The organism is Frigoribacterium endophyticum (assembly GCF_011759585.1).
Lineage (GTDB): Bacteria > Actinomycetota > Actinomycetes > Actinomycetales > Microbacteriaceae > Frigoribacterium > Frigoribacterium endophyticum.
In genome coordinates this window covers 1,183,973-1,202,699 of record NZ_JAAOYV010000001.1, presented here as the reverse complement: position 1 = coordinate 1,202,699, position 18,727 = coordinate 1,183,973, and the positions used below count along the sequence as shown (strand labels likewise).

The following is an 18,727-nucleotide window of genomic DNA, read 5'->3' as shown; positions in this document are numbered from 1 at the left end:
GACCGCGCCTCGCTCTCGTCCTGGGGCCTCCTCGGCCCCGTCGGGTGGGTGGTGGCCGTGGCGGTGACCCGCTCCGACAACGCTACCCTCTCGCGGTCAGTCGACCGACGCCGGGCCCCCGCCGTCGCGGGTCAGCTCGCCGTCGGCGTCGCGCCAGGCGAGCATGCCGCCCTCGACGTTGACGGCTCGGCGACCTGATCGACGAAGCGCCGCCGAGGCACGCATCGAGCGCATCCCCGAGTGGCAGACGACGAGCACGTCTCGGTCGGTCGGCACCTCGTCGAGGCGCTCCCCCAGCTCGGAGAGCGGCACGAGCACGGCCTGCGGCGCGTGGCCGGCGTCCCACTCGGAGCGCTCGCGCACGTCGAGCAGGTAGCCGCCGTCGGCGACGAGGGCGACGGCCTCCGCGGCGGTGACGTCGGGGAAATCGGACGAGCCGGCACCGGCGGTCACGAGCCGACCTCGGCGCGCTCGTCGGCGGTGACGGGGGCGGAGGCCGCCGTCTTCTTCGCGTCGCGGTCGGCCAGGGCCGGTTCGCGCATCCGCAGCGTCGCGTAGAGCGGCGACGCGATGAAGATCGTCGAGTAGGTGCCCACGAGGATGCCGATGAACAGGGCGAGCGAGATGTCGCGCAGCGTGCCGGCCCCGAGGACGAACGCGCCGATGAACAGGATCGCCGCGACGGGCAGCAGGGCCACCACGGAGGTGTTGATCGACCGCACGAGCGTCTGGTTGACGGCGAGGTTGACCGACTGCGCGAAGGTCCGCCTCGAGCTCTCGCCGTCCTCCGTGGTGTTCTCGCGGATCTTGTCGAAGACCACCACCGTGTCGTACAGCGAGTAGCCCAGGATGGTGAGGAAGCCGATGACGGCCGCGGGGGTGACCTCGAAGCCGACGATGCCGTAGATGCCGGCCGTCAGGACGAGGTCGTGCAGCAGGGCCGCCATGGCGGCCAGCGACATCTTCCACGTCCGGAAGTAGAGCGTCATGCCGATCGCGGCGAGGATGAGGAAGATCACGAGGCCCTTGATGGCCTGGCCCGTGATGTCGGCGCCCCACGAGGCCCCGATGAACGACGACGTGACCCGGTCGGCGGGCACGTCGTAGGCCTCGGCCAGGGCGTCGGCGACGTCGTTCGTCTGTGCGGGCTCGAGCTGCGAGGTCTGCACGCGGATGGTGTCGGAGCCGACCTGCGTCACGCGGGGGGTCGAGCCGGGCGCCACCGCCTCGACGGTCTCGGTCGCGACGTCCTGGTCGAGGGAGGCGGGCTGGGCCACCTGGAACTCGGACCCGCCGGTGAACTCGATGCCGAAGTGGAAGCCGCCGCGGAGGAAGGGCACCGTGGCCGACAGGATGAGGACGACGACGGCGACGATGTACCAGGTACGGCGTCGGCCGACGATGTCGTAGGAGCGAGCCCCCGTGTAGAGGTCGTTCCCGAACTTCGAGAAACTGGCCATCAGGAGTCCTTCCCGTCAGTGCGCGTCGTGTCGTCGACACGGTCGCCGTTCTTCTCGGCGGCCTTGCGCTCCGCGATGGTCTGGCGCTTGGCGGCCTCGCGACCACCGGCGCCCTTGCGAGCCCCGACGGGTGCCGGGGTGCGGAACTGTGCCCGGCCGCGGTAGACCGCGCCGAGGGCCTTGGGGTCGAGCCCGCTGAGGGGGTTGCCCTCGCCGAAGAAGCGCGTGCGGGCGATCAGCTGGAGCATCGGGTGCGTGAACAGGGCCACGACGATCAGGTCGATGACCGTCGTGATGCCGAGCGTGAGCGCGAAGCCCTTCACGTTGCCCACCGCGAGGATGAAGAGCGTGATGGCGGCGAGGAAGTTGACCGTGTCCGACGCGATGATCGTGCGGATGGCCCGACGCCAGCCCGACTCGACGGCGGACTCGAGGATGCGCCCGTCACGGAGCTCGTCGCGGATGCGCTCGAAGTACACGATGAACGAGTCGGCGGTGATGCCGATGGCGACGATCAACCCCGTCACGCCGGCGAGCGACAGCCGGTAGCCCTCCCGCCAGGAGAGGATCGCGATGACGAGGTAGGTCAGGGTGGCCGCGATCACGAGCGACAGGATCGTGACGAAGGCCAGCGCCCGGTACTGCACGAGCGAGTAGATCACGACGAGGATGAGGCCGATCAGGCCGGCGATCAGGCCGCTGACGAGCTGGGTCTGGCCGAGGGTCGCCGTGATGTTCTCGTTGCTCTGCACCGTGAAGCTGATGGGCAGAGCACCGAACTTGAGCTGGTCGGCGAGGGTCTTCGAGGTGTCCTGCGTGAACGAGCCGGTGATCTGCGCCTTGCCGTCGGTGATCGCGGCGTTGGCGGACGGAGCGGTGATGACCTGGTTGTCGAGCGTGACCGCGAACTGGTTCTGCGGCGCCTGCAGGGTCACGAGGCGGGAGGTGACGTCGCTGAACTCGCGCGAGCCCTGGCCGTTGAACTCGAGGTTCACGGCCCAGGTGTTCGTCGAGTTGCCCTGCGAGTCGGTGGCGAGGCCGTTGGTGGCGTCGCTGATGTCGCTGCCCTGGACCTCGACGGGGCCGAGGATGAACTTCGACGTGCCGTCGGTCGAGCAGGTGACGAGCGGCTCGTCGTCCGGCGCGGTCGCGAGGTCGTTGTCGGCGGCGCACTGGTAGTTCGTGTACTCGTCGGCCAGCTGCTCGGTGATCCAGGCCAGGTCGGAGGCGTTGGTCGGCGAGGCCGTGGGGGTCGAGTTGAGCTCGGGGTTCGGCGTGTAGGGCGTGGCCGAGGGGCTCGCGGACGCGCCGTCGGCGTCGTCCCCCCCGACGGCCGCCGTGCTCACGGCCTCCGTGTACAGGACGGGGCGGAAGGTCAGGCGGGCGGACGCCTCGATGCGCTCCAGCGTCGCGTTGTCGGGCCGGCCAGGGATCGAGACGACGATGTTCTGCGAGCCCTGGCGGGTGATCTCCGACTCGGAGACTCCGGCCGAGTCGATGCGCTGGCGGATGATCGTCACGGCCTGGTCGAGCTGCTGGCTCGAGACGGACTCGCCGCTCGCGAGCTGCGCCGCGAGGGTGATCTGGGTGCCGCCCTGCAGGTCGAGCGCGAGCTCGGGCACCCAGCTTGCTCCGGCGGCCCAGTCGGCCTTGCCGTTCAGCAGGGTGGCGGTGCCGTTGAGGGCGGTCAGCCCCGCGATGATGACCAACAACCAGGTCAGGGAACGAAGGGCCTTCTTGACCGGCGTCGAGCGTGCCACGGAGGAGTCTGCTTTCTCATGGGAGCGCGCGCCCTGGTGAGGAGCGCGCGCCGGGGGGGCGGGCGGGGCCGGGTCGTGGCCCCGCGACGGCGGTCTAGACGGTGCGGGGGTTCTCGTCGTCGGAGGCCGAGGTGTCGACCCGGTCGCCCGGGGCACGCTCGCCGAAGGCGGGCTTGGTCAGGTCGACCGGCTGGCCGGCGGGACGGCCGTCGACCTCGTCGGCGTCGGCGACGACCGTGTCGTCGTCGGCGGCCACCGGGGGCGTCACGACCCGGCCGAGGGTCTGGCGGTGCACCTTCAGGACGGTGCCGGGAGCGACCTCGACCTCGGCCGTGGTGGTCTCGTCGTCGACGGAGACGATGGTGCCGTAGACGCCGAAGGTCAGCATGACCTCGACCCCGGGCACGAGCGCGGTCTGCAGCTCGGCCTGCTGACGGTCGCGCTTCTTCTTGTTGCGGAACATGAAGAAGACGAGGACCACCAGGAGGAGGACCATGATGAGCGATGTGGCGTCCATGAGGAACTGCCTTTCGGAGCTAGGAGGTTGTCGTCGGCGGCGGTGCTGCGGGGGCCCCTGGCCTCACCGACCTCCGGAGATCATAGTTCATCGCCGAACAGCGCTCCTGAGCCGCGCGCGAGGCCGAAGTGCCGCCACGCCGTCGCGGTGGCCACCCGCCCGCGCGGGGTCCGGACGAGGAGGCCCACCCGGACGAGGAAGGGCTCGACGACCGACTCGATGGTGTCGGCCTCCTCCCCCACGGAGACCGCGAGGGTGCCGAGCCCGACGGGCCCCCCGTCGAACCGGGTGAGGATCGTCTTCACGACCTCCCGGTCGAGGCGGTCGAGCCCCAGGTCGTCGACGTCGTAGAGCTCCAGCGCCGCGCGCACCGTCGCGAGGTCGGCGTCACGGCCGTGGACGAGGGCGTAGTCGCGCACCCGGCGCAGCAGGCGGTTGGCGATGCGCGGCGTGCCGCGGCACCGGCCCGCGATCTCGGCCAGGGCCTCTCCGTCGACGGCGATGCCGAGGAGCGAGGCGGCGCGTCGGAGCACCTCGGCGAGCTCCGCCTCGTCGTAGAACTCGAGGTGGGCCGTGAAGCCGAAGCGGTCGCGGAGCGGGTTCGGCAGCATCCCGCTGCGGGTCGTCGCCCCCACCAGGGTGAAGGGCGAGAGCTCGAGGGGGATGCTCGTGGCCCCCGCGCCCTTGCCGACCATGATGTCGATCCGGTAGTCCTCCATGGCGAGGTAGAGCATCTCCTCCGCGGAGCGCGCCATGCGGTGGATCTCGTCGATGAAGAGGACCTCGCCCGGAACCAGGGCCGAGAGCACGGCGGCGAGGTCGCCGGCGTGCTGGATGGCCGGCCCGGACGACATGCGCAGGGGGCGGCCGCTCTCGTGGGCCACGATCATCGCCAGGGTCGTCTTGCCCAGCCCGGGCGGACCGGCCAGCAGGATGTGGTCGGGCGACCGCCCCTGCATCGCGGCGGCCTTGAGGAGCAGCTCCAGCTGCCCACGGACCTTCGCCTGCCCGACGAACTCGCCGAGCGAGGTCGGACGGAGCGCGCCCTCGAAGGCGAGCTCCGCCTCCGACTCGACGGTGGGCCGGGTCAGGTCGGCGTCGGTCACGAGCGGGCGCCGAGCGACTTCTGCGGCCCGAGGTGGCCGAGCGCCGCCCGGAGCAGCTGCGGCACGGCCGCGGCGACGTCGTCGCCCCGGGCGGCCACCACCGAGTCGATCGCCGTCTGTGCCTCGCGCTCGGACCAGCCGAGGCCGACGAGCGCGACGAGGACGTCGGCGGCCGTGCTGGAGGCGGCGGTCACGCTGGGCGCGGACGCCGCGACGTCGAGCTTGCCGGCCAGCGACAGGACGATGAGCTTCGCCGTCTTCGGGCCGATGCCCGAGACGCGACGGAACGCCGCGTCGTCGTCGTCGGCGACGGCGTGGGCGACCTGCGACGGGCTGAGGTGCCCGAGCACTCCCTGGGCGCTCTTCGGGCCGACGCCCGTCACGCTGCGGAGCAGGTCGAAGACCTCGAGCTCCTCGCGGTCGGCGAAGCCGAAGAGGGAGAGGTCGTCTTCTCGGACGACGAGGGCGGTGTGGAGCATCGCCGTCTCGCCGGGCCGCAGGGTCAGGGCGAGCTGGGCCGTGACGCCGACGCGGAGGCCCACTCCCCCGACCTCGACGACGACGGTCGTCCCGGAGGCGGACAGCACGGTTCCCCGGACGGACGAGATCATGCCCCCAGCCTAGGAGCCCGCTGACGCTTCTCCGCGTCGCGCCACGCCCGCTGGGCGGGCGTCAGCCCGGCGGCCGTGCCGGCACCGCCCGACGCCGAGGACGAGGCGGACGGCACGGTGGTCGTGCGCCCGTCACGACGCCAGGCGTGGCAGATCGCGATGGCGAGGGCGTCGGCGGCGTCCGCCGGACGGGGCGGCTCGGCGAGGCCGAGCAGCCGGGCCACCATGGCGGCGACCTGGGCCTTGTCGGCGGACCCGTAGCCGGTGACGGCGGCCTTCACCTCGGAGGGGGTGTGCAGCGCCACGGGGATCGACCGCTCGGCGGCGGCACGCAGCGCGAGCCCGCTCACCTGCGCGGTGCCCATGACGGTGCGCAGGTTGTCCTGCGCGAAGACGCGCTCGATCGCCATCGCGTCGGGCCGGTGCTCGTCGACGAGGGCCTCGATGCCCCGGCCGATCGTCATGAGCCGCTGCTCGAGGGGCTCGTCGACGCCCGACCGGACGACCGTCACGGCGACGAGGGTGGCGCGCCGCTGGGCGTCGACCTCGACCACGCCGACGCCGCAGCGCGTCAGGCCGGGGTCGATGCCGAGCACCCGCAGCGGCACGGCCTCGTCAGTCTTCGTCGTCGTCGTCGAGCGCGGCCTGAACGTCGGCGGGCACGTCGAAGTTGGCGTAGACGTTCTGGACGTCGTCGTCGTCGTCGAGCGCGTCGACGAGCTTGAACACCTTGCGGGCCGTCTCGAGGTCGACCTCGATCTTGAGGCCGGGCACGAACTCGACGTCGGCGGAGTCGTAGTCGATGCCAGCGTCCTGGAGCGCGGTGCGCGTGGGGACGAGGTCGGACGGCTCCGTCACGATCTCGAAGCCCTCACCGCGGTCGGTGACCTCCTCGGCGCCGGCGTCGAGGACGGCGGCGAGGACGTCGTCCTCCGTCAGCTCGTCGGTCTTCATGACCGCGATGACGCCCTTGCGGCTGAAGTTGTACGCGACGCTGCCGGGGTCGGCCATGGTGCCGCCGTTGCGCGACATGACCGTGCGGACGTTGGCGGCGGCCCGGTTCTTGTTGTCGGTGAGGCACTCGATCAGCAGGGCGACGCCGTTCGGGCCGTAGCCCTCGTACATGATGGTCTGGTAGTCGACGACCTCACCGCTGAGGCCGGCGCCGCGCTTGACCGCGCGGTCGATGTTGTCGTTCGGCACCGAGGTCTTCTTGGCCTTCTGCACCGCGTCGACCAGGGTCGGGTTGCCCGACATGTCGGCACCGCCCTGCTTGGCGGCGACCTCGATGTTCTTGATGAGCTTGGCGAACGACTTCGCGCGGCGGCTGTCGATGACGGCCTTCTTGTGCTTGGTCGTGGCCCACTTGGAATGCCCGGACACGGTGCTCCTTACCTACGGCAGATGATCCGGACCAGTGTACCGGCCGACGTCGGCCAGGGCGGTCAGCGCGAGCTGAAGGCGCGGGCCTTGTCGAGGAACCTCGCGTGGAACCGGTAGTCGGCCGTGACCTCGGGGTGGAACGACGTGCCGAGCAGGGAGCCCTGCTCGACCGCGACCACACGGCCGTCGTCGAGCACGCCGACCGCGGTGGCCAGGGCCCCGACCCGGTCGACCACCGGTGCGCGGATGAAGACGGCGTGCACGGGAGGACCACCGATCACGGGCACGTCGAGGTCGGTCTCGAAGGAGTCGGTCTGGCCGCCGAACGCGTTGCGGCGGACGGAGACGTCGAGCCCGCCGATGGTGCGCTGCCCGGGGGTGCCGTCGACGACGTGGTCGGCGAGCATGATGAGCCCCGCGCAGGTGCCGTAGACGGGCAGGCCGCCGTCGACCGCGGCGCGGAGGGGCTCGGCCATGCCGAACGTCCGGGAGAGCTTGTCCATCACGGTGGACTCCCCGCCGGGGATGACCAGGCCGGAGACCGAGGCCAGCTCGTCAGGACGACGGACGGGCACGGCCTCGGCGCCGAGGGCCGTGAGCACCGCGAGGTGCTCCCGGAAGTCGCCCTGGAGGGCGAGGACCCCCACCCGGGGGCCCCGCGCCTCCGTCGAGGGGCTACCAGCCACGCTCGGCGAGGCGGTGGGGCGCCGGCAGGTCGGGCACGTTGATGCCGACCATGGCCTCGCCCAGGCCGCGGGACGCGTCGGCCACGACCTGCGGGTCGTCGAAGAAGGTGGTCGCCTTGACGATCGCGGCCGCCCGCTCGCGCGGGTTGCCGGACTTGAAGATGCCGGAGCCGACGAAGACGCCGTCGGCGCCGAGCTGCATCATCAGCGCGGCGTCGGCCGGGGTCGCGACGCCGCCCGCGGTGAAGAGGACGACGGGCAGCTTGCCGGTCGCGGCGATCTCGGCGACGAGCTCGTACGGAGCCTGGAGCTCCTTCGCGGCGACGTAGAGCTCGTCCTTCGCGAGGCCCTTGAGCTGCGCGATCTCCTTCGAGATGGTGCGGATGTGCTTGGTCGCCTCGGAGACGTCGCCGGTGCCGGCCTCGCCCTTCGAGCGGATCATCGCCGCCCCCTCGGTGATGCGGCGGAGGGCCTCGCCGAGGTTCGTCGCGCCGCAGACGAAGGGGACGGTGAAGTTCCACTTGTCGATGTGGTTGACGTAGTCGGCCGGGCTCAGGACCTCGGACTCGTCGATGTAGTCGACGCCGAGGGTCTGCAGGACCTGCGCCTCGACGAAGTGCCCGATGCGGGCCTTGGCCATGACGGGGATGGAGACGGCGGCGATGATCTCGTCGATCATGTCGGGGTCGCTCATCCGGGCGACGCCGCCCTGCGAGCGGATGTCGGCGGGCACGCGCTCGAGGGCCATGACGGCGACGGCGCCGGCCTCCTCCGCGATCTTCGCCTGCTCGACGTCGACGACGTCCATGATCACGCCGCCCTTCAGCATCTCTGCGAGGCCGCGCTTGACCCGGTCGGAGCCGGTCGTGCCGGCGGCGGTCGACGAGGAGGCGGAGGTGGGGACGGAGGTCGGGGTGCTGTCGCTCATGATGCGCCTAGTTTAGGCGCACTCGTCAGGCTACGGGCCCCGGTGACGCCGCCGGTGCCGAAGTGGCCTCGTCGTGCGGCCACGCCTCGGCGACCGCGGTGCGGACGTCGCCGAGCAGCTGCGTGATCGCCTTCGTGCCCGCCACGATGGGGAAGAAGTTCGAGTCGCCCGCGTAGCGCGGCACGACGTGCTGGTGGAGGTGCGCCGCGATCCCGGCGCCGCCCACGGCTCCCTGGTTCATGCCCAGGTTGAAGCCCTGCGCGTGGGACACCTCCGTGAGCACGCGCATGGCCGTCTGCGTCAGCGCCCCGATCTCCGCGACCTCCTCGGGAGTCGCGAGGTCGTAGGTGGAGACGTGCCGGTACGGGCAGACCAGCAGGTGACCCGGGTTGTACGGGAACAGGTTCAGGAGGACGTAGGCGTGGCGGCCGCGGGCGACGACCAGCGCCTCCTCGTCGGGCTGCGACGGCGCACGGCAGAACGGGCACGAGTCGTCGTCGTGCGCGCCCTGCCCGCCGGCGACGTACACGGCGCGGTGCGGAGTCCACAGTCGCTGGAAGGCGTCGGGCACGCCCGCGAAGTCGCCCGCCGACTCCCCGGGGGCGGGCGTCGCGCCCTCTCCCCCGGAGCCGGCGGGCGTGCTCGCCGTCACCGTCAGACCTGGGCCTTCGTCTCGATGGCCTCGAGGATCTTCGCCACGGCGTCGGCGACGGGCACGCCGTTCTCCTGGGAGCCGTCGCGGTAGCGGAAGCTGACGGCCCCCGCGGCGCGGTCCTCCTCGCCGGCTATCAGCTGGAACGGCACCTTGGACTTCGTGTGCGTACGGATCTTCTTCGGGAACCTGTCGTCGCCGTGGTCGACCTGGGCGCGGACGCCCTTCTCCTTCAGCTGCGCGACGACGCCGTCGAGGTAGTCGCCGTACTCGTCGGCCACCGGGATCGCGACGACCTGCACGGGCGAGAGCCAGACCGGGAACGCCCCGGCGTAGTGCTCCGTGAGCACGCCGAAGAACCGCTCGATGGTGCCGAAGAGGGCTCGGTGGATCATGACCGGGCGCTGGCGCGTGCCGTCGGCGGCCGCGTACTCGAGCTCGAACCGCTCGGGCAGGTTGAAGTCGAGCTGCACCGTCGACATCTGCCACGTGCGGCCGATGGCGTCGCGGGCCTGGACGGAGATCTTCGGGCCGTAGAACGCGGCCCCGCCCGGGTCGGGCACCAGCTCGAGACCGGACTCCTCCGCGACCTCGCGGAGGGTCGACGTCGCGGTCTCCCAGATGTCGTCGTCGCCGACGTACTTCTCCGGGTCCTTCGTGCTGAGCTCGAGGTAGAAGTCGGTGAGGCCGTAGTCGCGGAGCAGCGACAGCACGAAGGCGAGCGTGCCGGTCAGCTCCTCCTTCATCTTCTCGCGGGTCGTGAAGATGTGGGCGTCGTCCTGGGTCATGCCGCGGACGCGCGTGAGGCCGTGGATGACGCCGGACTTCTCGTTGCGGTAGACCGTGCCGAACTCGAAGAGCCGGAGCGGCAGGTCGCGGTAGGAGCGCGGCTGCGACCGGTAGGCGAGGATGTGCATCGGGCAGTTCATCGGCTTGAGGTAGTAGTCGGCGCCCTGCCGTGTGACCTCGCCCTCGTCGTTGCGCGCCTCGTCGAGCTTCATCGCCGGGAACATGCCGTCCTTGTACCAGCCGAGGTGGCCGGAGGTCTCGAACAGGCTGGCCTTGGTGATGTGCGGCGTGTAGACGAAGTCGTAGCCGGCGGCCTCGTGCCGCCGGCGCGAGTAGTCCTCCATCTCGCGACGGATGATGCCGCCCTTCGGGTGGAAGATCGCGAGCCCGGAGCCGATCTCGTCCGGGAACGAGAACAGGTCGAGCTCGACGCCGAGCTTGCGGTGGTCGCGCTTCGCGGCCTCCTCGAGGCGGGCCTGGTAGGCCCGCAGCTCGTCCTTCGTGGGCCAGGCCGTGCCGTAGATGCGCTGCAGCTGGGGGTTCTTCTCCGAGCCGCGCCAGTAGGCGGCGGCCACGCGCATCAACTTCGTGGCGTTGCCGAGGAGTCGCGTGCTCGGCAGGTGCGGACCGCGGCAGAGGTCGTACCAGACCACGTCGCCGGTCTTCGGGTCGACGTTGTCGTAGACGGTGAGCTCGGCTCCCCCGACCTCGACGGACTCGCCGTCGTCGCCGACGCCGTCGGCGCCGCCCTTGAGCCCCACGAGCTCGAGCTTGTAGGGCTCGTCGGCCAGGAGCTCGCGGGCCTCCTCGTCGGTGACGACGCGGCGGCGGAAGCGCTGGCCCTGGCGGATGATCCGCTCCATGCCCTTCTCGATGGCCTTGAGGTCGTCGGGCGTGAACGGCTCGGCGACGTCGAAGTCGTAGTAGAAGCCGTCGGTGACGGGCGGGCCGATGCCGAGCTTGGCCTCCGGGTTGATCGCCTGCACGGCCTGCGCCATGACGTGGGCCGCCGAGTGCCGCAGGATCGAGAGCCCGTCGGGCGAGTCGATCAGCACCGGCTCGACGACGTCGCCGGCGTGCACCTCGGACGCGAGGTCGCGGAGCTCGCCCGCCACGCGGATCGCCACGACGGCCTTGTCGGTGAACAGCTCGAGGCCGGTCGTCGTCTGCGTCACCTCGACCGTCTCCGGGCGGGCGGTGGCGCCGCTGTCGGGGGTGACGCTGGCGTCGGGGGCAGGCTGGTCAGACACGGTCGTGTGCTCCTTGGCGTTCGGGGGACGGCGGCCAGTTTAGCGGCGGGCGACGCCCCTCCCCGCTACGCGGCGAGCTCGACGGCGCAGGCCTCCGCCGCCACCCAGGCGAGCATGCCGCACTTCACGCGCATGACGAACTTCGAGACGCCGTGGAAGGCGACGGCGTCGCCGAGCAGTTCGTCGTCGGGCTCGCCCGCACCGCGCGACCGCATCATCTCGCGGAACGCCCCGACCCGGACCCGGAGCTCGTCGAGCGTCAGGCCCGGGGCGACATCGGCGAGGACGGACGCGGACGCCATCGAGATGCTGCAGCCCGCGCCCTGCCAGCGCAGCGACTCGACGCGGTCCGTCCCGGGGACGAGCGCGACGCGCACGGTGATCTCGTCGCCGCAGGTGGGGTTCCGCTCGTAGTGCTCGGCGCCGGCGCCGGGCAGGTCGCCGTCGCCGTGCCGCGCCTTGGCGTGGTCGAGGATCACCTGCTGGTACAGGGAGTCGAGGGCGCCGCTCATCGGTCGCCCTCCCCGGCCGAGGCCGTCCCGCCGTCGTCCACGCCGAAGTAGGCGCGGACCCCGGCGACCCCGGTCAGCAGCCGCGCCACGTCCTCCGTGGTCGTGTACAGGTACGTGCTCGCTCTCGTGGTGGCGGTGACGCCGAGCCGGCGGTGCAGCGGCTGGGCGCAGTGGTGCCCGACGCGCACCGCGACGCCCTGGGCGTCGAGGTACTGCCCGACGTCGTGGGCGTGGACGCCGTCCACGACGAAGCTGGCGAGGCCCGAGCGGGCGACGCCCGCGGGCGGCCCCACGACTCGGACGCCGGGGATCGCGGAGAGACCCGTGACGAGCGACTCAGCCAGCGCCTCCTCGTGCTGCTGCACGCGGTCGAGCCCGACGGCCCGGAGGTACCGGACGGCCTCGGCGAGGGCGACGGCCTGCGAGACGGGCTGCGTGCCGGCCTCGAAGCGCTGCGGGGCGGGCAGGTACTCGGCCGAGTCGAGCGTGACGGTGGTGATCATCGACCCGCCCGTGCGGAAGGGCGGCAGCGCGCCCAGCAGCTCCGCCCTCCCCCAGAGCACCCCGATGCCGGTCGGCCCGAGCATCTTGTGGCCCGAGAACGCGAGGAAGTCGACGTCGAGGGCGCGGACGTCGACGGGGCGGTGGGGCACCGACTGGCAGGCGTCGAGCACGACGAGGGCCCCGACCGCGTGTGCGAGCGCGACGACCTCGTCGACGGGGGCGACCAGCCCGGTGACGTTCGAGACGTGGGCGACGGCCACGATGCGCGTCCGGGGCCCGATCACGGCCGCGGCGTCGGCGGCCGTCCACACGCCGTCGTCGTCGACCGCGACGGCGCGCAGCACCGCTCCCGTCACGGCCGCGAGCTCCTGCCAGGGCACGAGGTTGGCGTGGTGCTCCGCCTCGGTGACGACGATCTCGTCGCCGGGCCGGAGGGCGAACCTCCGGGCGGGCTCGCCGCCGCGGCCGTGGGTCGCGTTCGCCATGCCGTAGGCCACGAGGTTCAGGGCGTCCGTGGCGTTCGCCGTCCAGACGACCTCGTCCGCGGAGGCGCCGAGCAGGCCGGCCACGGTCTCCCGCGCCTCCTCGAAGGCCTCCGTCGCGAGGGCCGCGAGCGTGTGCGCGCCGCGGTGCACGGCCGAGTTGGTCGTCTCGAGGAAGGCGCGCTCCGCGTCGAGCACGGCGCGGGGCCGCTGCGCGGTCGCGCCGGAGTCGAGGTACGCCAGCGGCTCCCCCGAGACCTCCTGCGCGAGGAGCGGGAAGTCGGCGCGGAGGCGCGCGGCCTCGTCGTCGGAGAGCGGCCCCCGGGAGGCGGTCGTCGCGGCGGCCCGAGGGCCGGCGGTCGTGGAGGTGGTGGTGGTCACGGTGTCCCTTCCTGCCGATCGTACCGAGGGTCGACCACGGCACCGTCGTGCAACGACGCGGGGGCGCCCCGTGTTCCCGGAGGTCGCCCGCCGTGCCGCCGCCGCGGTCGGCGTCAGTCGTCGAGCGGCCGCAGCACCCGTCGGAGGAACTGCTGCGTGCGCGCCTCGCGGGGGCGGTTGAGGACGTCGGCCGGGGTGCCGCGCTCGACCACGACGCCGTCGTCCATGAAGACGACCTCGTCGGCCACCCGCCGGGCGAACTCGAGCTCGTGGGTGACGACGATCATCGTCCACCCCTCCTCGGCGAGCTCCTTCACGACGGTGAGCACGTCGCCGACGAGCTCGGGGTCGAGGGCGGAGGTCGGCTCGTCGAAGAGCAGCAGCTCGGGCCGGAGAGCCAGCGCGCGCACGATGCCGACGCGCTGCTGCTGCCCGCCGGAGAGCTCGACGGGGTACGCGTCCTCCCGGCCGCCGAGGCCCACTCGCGCGAGCAGTCCGCGGGCCTCGCTCCGCGCCTCCTCTGGGTCGCGCCCCTGGACGCGGATCGGCCCCTCGACGACGTTCTGCAGCACGGTCATGTGCGGGAAGAGGTTGAAGTGCTGGAACACCATCGACGACCGGTCGCGCAGGGCGAGCAGCTCGCGCTTGGACGCCCCCGCCCCGAAGTCGAGCACCTGCCCCGTCGAGAGGGCGACGGTGCCGCCGTCGGGCACCTCGAGGCTGTTGAGCGACCGCAGCACGGTCGTCTTGCCCGAGCCCGAGGGCCCGATGATCGCGACCACCTGGCCGCGGCGGACGGAGAGGTCGATGCCCTTCAGCACGGCCGTGCCCCCGAACGACTTCGTGAGCCCGGTCACGGTCAGCACGGCGGGGGCGGACGAGGAGGCGCGGGCGGGGCCGGCGGCGGAGGCGTCAGCGGGCGACATGGCGGTCCAGCTTCTTCTCGAGGGCGCCCTGGCCGGTCGACAGGGCGAGGCAGATGACCCAGTAGACCAGGGCGGCCTCCAGGTACAGCAGCATGAACTCGTTCGAGACCGTCGCGATCTGCTGTGCCTGCCGGAAGAGCTCGGTGACGAGGATCAGCGAGGCGAGCGAGGTGTCCTTGACGAGCGAGATGAACGTGTTCGAGAGCGGGGGCACGGAGACGCGCGCCGCCTGCGGCAGCACGACGCGCCGCAGCGCGAGCGAGCGCGACATGCCGATCGTGTGCGCCGCTTCCCACTGGCCGCGCGGCACCGACTGGATCGCCGCCCGGATCACCTCGGCGCCGTAGCCGCCCACGTTGAGCGAGAACGCGATGATCGCGCTCGGCCAGGGGTCGAGGCGCACGCCGATCGACGGCAGCCCGTAGAAGACCACGAACAGCTGCACGAGGAGCGGCGTGCCCCGGATGACCGAGACGAAGACGCGGGCCGGCCACCGCAGCCACCGCGTCGGCGACAGCCGCATGAGGGCGACCACCAGGGCGATGACGAGCCCGATGGCCATCGAGGCGAGGGCCAGCGGGATCGAGGCCACGAGGGCGCCCGACACGATCGGCCACAGCGACCGCCAGAAGAGGTCGGACGACGGCACGGGCTACTCGCTGACGTCGCTGCCGAAGTACTTCTCGGAGATCGAGGCGAGCGTGCCGTCGGCGCGCAGCTCGTCGAGGGCGTCGTCGATCGCGGCGACGAGGTCGTCGGACCCCTTCGCGACCACGAAGGCGCTCTCGGAGACGTCGTCGGTGGTGGCGCCGACCTTGACCGCGGCCGCGGCCGTCGGGTCGGTCTGCTGGTAGTCGAGGAAGGTCAGCTCGTCGTTGACCGTGGCGTCGATGCGGCCCTGCTCGAGGAGCGCGATCGACTGGGCCCAGCCCTCGACGACCTCGACGTCGGCGCCGGCGTCCTTCGCGGTCGTGTACCAGTTGCTCGACTGCGACTGCGCGGTGGTCTTGCCGTCGAGGTCGGCGAGCGACGTGATAGAGGTGTCGTCGGCCGGCACGATGACCACGCCGCGGCTCACCGTGTACGGGGCCGAGAAGTCGTACTTGGCCTCGCGCTCGTCGGTGATCGAGACCTGGTTGGCGATGAGGTCGAAGCGGCCCGCGTCGAGGCCCGCGAAGATCGCGTCCCACTGGGTCTCCTGGAACTCGGGCGTGACTCCCAGCTTCTCGGCGACGGCGGTGACGACCTCGACGTCGTAGCCGGTGAGCTCGCCGGAGCCGTCCTCGTGGAAGGTGAACGGCTGGTAGGTGCCCTCGGTGCCGACGACGAGCTTCCCGGCGTCCTGCACGTCGGCGAGGGTCGTGCCCTCCCCCGCCGCGGCGCTGCTGCTGCCGGTCGGCGCGCTGACGACGCCGTCGGTCGACGCGGGGGCGCAGGCGCTGAGGCCGAGCACGGAGGCGGCGACGACGCCGGTGAGGGCGACGGTGCGGGCGGTGCGGGCGAGGCGGGTGCGGGGCGCGGTGATCTTCACGTCGGACTTCCTGGTCGGGGGTGCTCCTGCGCCCGGGTCGGGCGTGGCTCCCGAGACTAACCGCGCGTCGCCCCCGCTGATTCCCGATGACGCCGCGTCTCGTCGTCGAGCCTCACGTGCACGTGCCGGACGTCGTCGGCGGCGACCGCGACGAGGGAGAGCGACAGCGACCCGAGCCAGCGGCCGTCGAGCAGGTCGGAGCGCACCAGGGCCTCCGGGTCGCGCTCGTCGAGCGACGTGCTCTCGCGGAGCACGTCGAGCCACGGACCCCACGAGGAGCCCGCGTCGGCGAGGGCGTCGAGACCGCCGAGCCCGTCCGCCCGGCTCTCGGCGGGCGGCGGCCCCGTGGGCGCCTCCGCCGCGCGGAACCGCGGGGCCCAGCGAGCCACGCGCGGCACCGACGGGTCGTCCACCGCCCCGTGCGTGAGCACGTGCACCCCCGGGGCGAGGCGCTCGGCCCGGAGCACGGAGCCGTCCCACGAGGTCACCAGCGCCCCCTCCCGGTCCGCGGTGAGGAGCGTGAAGGGACGCTGGCGCGGGCGGCCGGCGGGCAGGTCGCCGTCGGCCGCCGCGCGGAGCGGCAGGACCCCTCGGGTCTCCCACCCGCCCTCCGGCTCCGGCGGCCGTTCGTGCCGGTTCAGGACGACGGAGGCGCGGGCCGGGCCCGTCGCCGTGGCCAGCCAGGCACCGCCGGCCTCCCGGTCGTGGACGCCCTGCACCCGCCCGCCGAGCTCGGGCCACCAGGCGGCCGGAGGATCCCACGGGCGGTCGGCCGCCTCGTCACGCAGGCCGAGGAACACCACGGGCCAGGGGCCGGACGGGGCGACGGAGACGACGACTGTGCACACGGAGAGGCTCCTCGGCCGGGTCGGGGGCGCGACCACCCCGGGATGGGGCATCGTGGAGGCAGCAACGCTACCGGGCCGCCGGCGCTTCCCGACGGCCCCCGACGTCAGGGGAACCGTGACCGGACAGACCGACCGTGGCCAGCACCGACGAGACGACGACGGCGAGGGCGCCCGGCGCCTCACGGTCGTCGTGGGCGTCTCGGGCGGCATCGCGGCGTACAAGGCGGTCAGCGTCGTCCGCGGCCTCGTCGTGCGGGGCCACGACGTCCACGTCGTCCCGACGGAGGCGGCCCTGCGCTTCGTGGGCCTGCCCACCTTCGAGGCCATCAGCCGCAACCCGGTGCACACCTCCGTCTTCGACGACGTCGCCCAGGTGCGCCACGTCGCGCTCGGCCAGGCGGCCGACCTCGTCGTCGTCGCGCCGGCGACGGCCCACACCCTCGCGGCGATCGCGCACGGGCTCGCCGACGACCTCCTCGGCACGACGATCCTCGCGAGCACGGCTCCCCTGGTCGTCGCCCCTGCCATGCACACCGAGATGTGGCGGAACGCCGCCACCGTCGCGAACGTCGAGCTGCTGCGCTCGCGGGGCGTGGTCGTGGTCGGCCCCGACGACGGGCCGCTCACCGGCGGCGACAGCGGGCCGGGTCGGCTCAGCGAGCCGGACGTGATCGTCGAGGCCGCGCTCGCGGCCGTCGCCCAGGCCGTCGTCGCGGAGGCGCGCCCCCGCGACCTGTCCGGTCGCCGCGTCGTCGTGACGGCCGGCGGCACCCGCGAGCCCCTCGACCCCGTGAGGTTCCTCGGCAACCGCTCGAGCGGTCGACAGGGGCTCGCCCTGGCCCGAGCCGCTGCCTCCCGCGGGGCGGCCGTGACCCTCGTGGCCGCGCACCTGGACGACGACGTCGCCCGGGCGGCGGCGCTCCTCCCCGGCGTCGAGGTCGTGGCGGCGGGCACCGCGAGCGAGCTGCTCGACGCGACCACCGCCTCCTCGACCGGGGCCGACGTCGTCGTCATGGCGGCGGCGGTCGCCGACTACCGCCCCGTCGAGGTGGCCGCGTCGAAGATCCGCAAGGACGACCGGGGCGACGAGCTGACGCTCCGCCTGGTCAGGACGACCGACGTGCTCGCGGCCCTCAGCGCCTCACGCCCGGCCGACCAGGTCGTCGTCGGCTTCGCGGCCGAGACGGCCACGTCGCCCGAGGAGCTGCTCGACCTCGGGCGCCGGAAGCTGGCCCGCAAGGGCTGCGACCTGCTGGTCGTCAACCCGGTCGGCTGGTCGACCGGCTTCGGCACCGACGACTCCGACGTCGTCGTGCTGGGCGCCGGGGGCCAGGAGGTCGGCCGCCTGGCCGGGACCAAGGACGAGGTGGCGCACCTCGTGCTCGACGCCGTCCTCGCGACGGGACGGCTCGGCCCCGACCTCGGCCTCGGCGGTGGCGGCGTCGCCTGACGCGGCCACCCGTGCCGCGCCGTCGTCGGCGCGCTGGTGCAGCCAGATGACGAGCACCACGCTGAAGACGACGAGCACCGTCCACGAGCCGATCTTCGACGGGTGCACGATCGACCAGCCGTCGGCCTGGGAGGCGTAGGCCCAGGCCCCGACGAGGGTCGCCGCGTTCTCCGCGAGCCAGATGAAGACGGCGATGAGCGCGAACGAGACGAGGAGCGGCATGCGACGGACCCTCCCCCGGACGGTGAAGGCGACCCGGTGCCGGCCGAGGAGCAGGACGGCCACCGCCATCAGCGGCCACCGGACGTCGGGCAGCCAGTGGTTCGTGAGGAAGTTCAGGTAGAAGGCGGCCGCGAGGGCCAGGGCCGGGCCCGTCCGCACGCGGTCGACCCGGAGGTCGAGGCGCCGCCAGGCCTGGCACACGTAGCTCCCGACGGCCGCGTACATGAAGCCGCTGTAGAGCGGCACGTCGGCCACGCGGAGGACCCCCTCGTCGGGGTAGGACCAGGAGCCGACGGCGACCTTGACCACCTCGAGGCCGAGGCCCAGGAGGTGGAAGGCACAGATCACGAGCAGTTCGCGGCGGCTCTCGAGCCGCCCGACGACGAAGGCCGCCTGGACGGCGACGCACCAGACGAGCATCGCGTCGTACCGCGGGATCCCCACGTCGACGACCGAGGTGACGGCGAGGCCGACGAGCACGGCGACGGGGAACGCGCAGGAGAGTGCCTGCTGCACCGCGAAGGCGACGAGGCCGCGGAGGGCCTCGACGGCCCGGTCGAGGGACCGCGACCGGCGACCGGCGACCGGGGAGCCGGCGGGCCGGGGGCGGGAGGAGGGCGTGGAGGACGGCGCGGACATGTCGGCGACGCTAAGGGCGCCGACACCCGGCCCGGATCGGCCCGGAGGACCACCGTGGTCCTCCCGGCGGACGACCGCTCCTGCGCCCCG

The 18,727-nt window shown here is 72.8% G+C and carries 19 protein-coding genes and 1 pseudogene; 1 reads left to right on the top strand and 19 read right to left on the bottom strand.

The window, feature by feature from the left end; all coding sequences use genetic code 11:
* Positions 1 to 96: 96 nt before the first annotated feature.
* From FHR77_RS05585 to FHR77_RS15955, 18 genes are all read right to left on the bottom strand, one after another.
* Complete coding sequence (locus FHR77_RS05585; protein WP_167259149.1) at positions 97 to 453, bottom strand: rhodanese-like domain-containing protein; 357 nt, start codon at positions 451 to 453, stop codon at positions 97 to 99.
* The gene (gene secF, locus FHR77_RS05580; RefSeq protein ID WP_167259148.1) at positions 450 to 1,460 is read right to left on the bottom strand and encodes a protein translocase subunit SecF; all 1,011 of its coding nucleotides are present in this window, start codon (positions 1,458 to 1,460) and stop codon (positions 450 to 452) included. Before secF ends, FHR77_RS05585 begins: the two co-directional genes overlap by 4 nt.
* Entirely contained in the window at positions 1,460 to 3,220 is a 1,761-nt protein-coding gene (secD, locus tag FHR77_RS05575; protein WP_167259147.1) for a protein translocase subunit SecD, read from the bottom strand. The genes secF and secD overlap by 1 nt, the downstream gene beginning before the upstream one ends.
* Before the next feature lie 94 nt (positions 3,221 to 3,314).
* On the bottom strand, positions 3,315 to 3,737 hold the full coding sequence (yajC, locus tag FHR77_RS05570) for a preprotein translocase subunit YajC (protein ID WP_167259146.1): 423 nt from the start codon (positions 3,735 to 3,737) through the stop codon (positions 3,315 to 3,317).
* A gap of 80 nt (positions 3,738 to 3,817) precedes the next feature.
* Positions 3,818 to 4,843 carry a Holliday junction branch migration DNA helicase RuvB gene (ruvB, locus tag FHR77_RS05565; RefSeq protein ID WP_167259145.1) on the bottom strand — a complete coding sequence of 342 codons (1,026 nt, stop codon included), beginning with the start codon at positions 4,841 to 4,843 and terminating at the stop codon, positions 3,818 to 3,820.
* Positions 4,840 to 5,454, bottom strand: a complete 615-nt coding sequence (gene ruvA / locus FHR77_RS05560; RefSeq protein WP_167259144.1) for a Holliday junction branch migration protein RuvA — start codon at positions 5,452 to 5,454, stop codon at positions 4,840 to 4,842. Before ruvA ends, ruvB begins: the two co-directional genes overlap by 4 nt.
* On the bottom strand, positions 5,451 to 6,056 hold the full coding sequence (gene ruvC / locus FHR77_RS05555; protein WP_192045901.1) for a crossover junction endodeoxyribonuclease RuvC: 606 nt from the start codon (positions 6,054 to 6,056) through the stop codon (positions 5,451 to 5,453). The genes ruvA and ruvC overlap by 4 nt, the downstream gene beginning before the upstream one ends.
* A 13-nt stretch (positions 6,057 to 6,069) precedes the next feature.
* A complete protein-coding gene (locus FHR77_RS05550) occupies positions 6,070 to 6,837 on the bottom strand; it encodes a YebC/PmpR family DNA-binding transcriptional regulator (protein WP_167259142.1) in 768 nt (255 codons plus the stop codon).
* A 62-nt stretch (positions 6,838 to 6,899) separates the two neighbouring features.
* On the bottom strand, positions 6,900 to 7,523 hold the full coding sequence (pdxT, locus tag FHR77_RS05545; protein WP_167259141.1) for a pyridoxal 5'-phosphate synthase glutaminase subunit PdxT: 624 nt from the start codon (positions 7,521 to 7,523) through the stop codon (positions 6,900 to 6,902).
* Positions 7,513 to 8,451: a pyridoxal 5'-phosphate synthase lyase subunit PdxS gene (pdxS, locus tag FHR77_RS05540; protein WP_056054631.1), complete on the bottom strand. Its 939-nt coding sequence runs from the start codon at positions 8,449 to 8,451 to the stop codon at positions 7,513 to 7,515. The genes pdxT and pdxS overlap by 11 nt, the downstream gene beginning before the upstream one ends.
* A gap of 25 nt (positions 8,452 to 8,476) precedes the next feature.
* Positions 8,477 to 9,103, bottom strand: a complete 627-nt coding sequence (locus FHR77_RS05535) for an HIT family protein (protein ID WP_167259140.1) — start codon at positions 9,101 to 9,103, stop codon at positions 8,477 to 8,479.
* 2 nt (positions 9,104 to 9,105) lie between these two features.
* Positions 9,106 to 11,067 carry a threonine--tRNA ligase gene (thrS, locus tag FHR77_RS05530; protein WP_341777273.1) on the bottom strand — a complete coding sequence of 654 codons (1,962 nt, stop codon included), beginning with the start codon at positions 11,065 to 11,067 and terminating at the stop codon, positions 9,106 to 9,108.
* A 140-nt stretch (positions 11,068 to 11,207) separates the two neighbouring features.
* Positions 11,208 to 11,654: a Fe-S cluster assembly sulfur transfer protein SufU gene (gene sufU / locus FHR77_RS05525; RefSeq protein ID WP_167259138.1), complete on the bottom strand. Its 447-nt coding sequence runs from the start codon at positions 11,652 to 11,654 to the stop codon at positions 11,208 to 11,210.
* Positions 11,651 to 13,021, bottom strand: coding sequence for a SufS family cysteine desulfurase (locus tag FHR77_RS05520; protein ID WP_167259137.1), 1,371 nt, complete (start codon positions 13,019 to 13,021; stop codon positions 11,651 to 11,653). The genes sufU and FHR77_RS05520 overlap by 4 nt, the downstream gene beginning before the upstream one ends.
* Before the next feature lie 113 nt (positions 13,022 to 13,134).
* A complete protein-coding gene (locus FHR77_RS05515; protein ID WP_167259136.1) occupies positions 13,135 to 13,947 on the bottom strand; it encodes an amino acid ABC transporter ATP-binding protein in 813 nt (270 codons plus the stop codon).
* Positions 13,934 to 14,596 (bottom strand): amino acid ABC transporter permease, encoded by a 663-nt coding sequence (locus FHR77_RS05510; protein WP_056054613.1) that lies wholly within the window; start codon positions 14,594 to 14,596, stop codon positions 13,934 to 13,936. The genes FHR77_RS05515 and FHR77_RS05510 overlap by 14 nt, the downstream gene beginning before the upstream one ends.
* A 3-nt stretch (positions 14,597 to 14,599) precedes the next feature.
* Complete coding sequence (locus tag FHR77_RS05505; RefSeq protein ID WP_341777230.1) at positions 14,600 to 15,478, bottom strand: amino acid ABC transporter substrate-binding protein; 879 nt, start codon at positions 15,476 to 15,478, stop codon at positions 14,600 to 14,602.
* Between the two features lie 56 nt (positions 15,479 to 15,534).
* Entirely contained in the window at positions 15,535 to 16,326 is a 792-nt protein-coding gene (locus FHR77_RS15955; protein WP_167259135.1) for an NRDE family protein, read from the bottom strand.
* A 190-nt stretch (positions 16,327 to 16,516) separates the two neighbouring features.
* Here FHR77_RS15955 and coaBC point away from each other — a divergent pair, with 190 nt between their 5' ends.
* Positions 16,517 to 17,776, top strand: coding sequence for a bifunctional phosphopantothenoylcysteine decarboxylase/phosphopantothenate--cysteine ligase CoaBC (coaBC, locus tag FHR77_RS05495; RefSeq protein WP_341777272.1), 1,260 nt, complete (start codon positions 16,517 to 16,519; stop codon positions 17,774 to 17,776).
* 72 nt (positions 17,777 to 17,848) lie between these two features.
* Here the strand turns inward: coaBC and FHR77_RS15950 are convergent.
* Positions 17,849 to 18,637 (bottom strand): annotated as a pseudogene (locus tag FHR77_RS15950) (DUF817 domain-containing protein); the annotation flags it as partial.
* Between the last annotated feature and the right edge of the window lie 90 nt (positions 18,638 to 18,727).

Coding starts and splice junctions, on each gene's coding strand:
- ruvA (WP_167259144.1), bottom strand. CDS start 5,454: ATGATCTCGTCCGTCCGGGGAACCGTGCTGTCCGCCTCCGGGACGACC.
- secF (WP_167259148.1), bottom strand. CDS start 1,460: ATGGCCAGTTTCTCGAAGTTCGGGAACGACCTCTACACGGGGGCTCGC.
- sufU (WP_167259138.1), bottom strand. CDS start 11,654: ATGAGCGGCGCCCTCGACTCCCTGTACCAGCAGGTGATCCTCGACCAC.
- FHR77_RS05515 (WP_167259136.1), bottom strand. CDS start 13,947: ATGTCGCCCGCTGACGCCTCCGCCGCCGGCCCCGCCCGCGCCTCCTCG.
- yajC (WP_167259146.1), bottom strand. CDS start 3,737: ATGGACGCCACATCGCTCATCATGGTCCTCCTCCTGGTGGTCCTCGTC.
- pdxS (WP_056054631.1), bottom strand. CDS start 8,451: ATGAGCGACAGCACCCCGACCTCCGTCCCCACCTCCGCCTCCTCGTCG.